Here is a 272-nt window from a genome sequence, read left to right as displayed (position 1 = left end):
AGTTCGTCGCCTCGCCTCTCGGTCGCGCACAGGAAACGATGCGCATCATTCTGGAAAATGCCGGCAGGCCCGACCAGCCTTTCGTGACGCACGATCCGCTCAAGGAAGTCTGCTTCGGGGCATGGGAGGCGCGCACGCTCAAAGAGCTTCGCGAGGCGGATCCGGAAGCCGTCGCGACGCGCAAGCGCGACAAATGGAATTACGTGCCTCCGGAGGGCGAGAGCTACGCCATGCTCGCTGAGCGGTTCGGCGAATGGTTCAAGACGCGCCAG

At 63.6% G+C, this 272-nt stretch carries 1 protein-coding gene; it reads left to right on the top strand.

The window, feature by feature from the left end:
• Nucleotides 1-272 (top strand): histidine phosphatase family protein (locus tag CH341_RS32540; protein WP_146604774.1); only part of this gene is annotated, 272 nt, incomplete at both ends.

Source organism: Rhodoplanes roseus (genome assembly GCF_003258865.1).
GTDB classification, from domain to species: Bacteria; Pseudomonadota; Alphaproteobacteria; order Rhizobiales; family Xanthobacteraceae; genus Rhodoplanes; species Rhodoplanes roseus.
Note: the sequence above shows the minus strand (reverse complement) of the source record. Positions and strands in the feature narration are given on the sequence as shown.